This window comes from Lentilactobacillus hilgardii DSM 20176 = ATCC 8290 (genome assembly GCF_000159315.1).
GTDB lineage: Bacteria > Bacillota > Bacilli > Lactobacillales > Lactobacillaceae > Lentilactobacillus > Lentilactobacillus hilgardii.
Genome location: NZ_GG670030.1, coordinates 1 through 251, shown reverse-complemented (window position 1 = coordinate 251; position 251 = coordinate 1). Strand labels below are relative to the sequence as shown.

Genomic DNA, 251 nt, shown 5'->3' with positions numbered 1-251 from the left:
AAGTCTGTATCCGGCGCAACTTCCTTGAGGCGTTTAGCAAATGCAGGAGTTGCGGCGTAACCATCACCAGCAATGTGCAAAATATCCGGTTGGATCTCTTCTGCTAACTGAAGCATTTCTTCAGGATCATTTGTTAACATAATGGCAACTGAATTAACGCCACGTTTCTTTGCTTCATTGAAGATCTTATGCACCCGATCAAGCGGTACCCGATGCGCGGGAACACCACCATTTTGCATTGGTACTAAACC

The 251-nt window shown here is 45.8% G+C and carries 1 pseudogene; it reads right to left on the bottom strand.

Annotated features, from left to right (window positions below):
• Window positions 1-251, bottom strand: a pseudogene (locus HMPREF0519_RS12770) (phosphoribosylanthranilate isomerase); the annotation flags it as partial.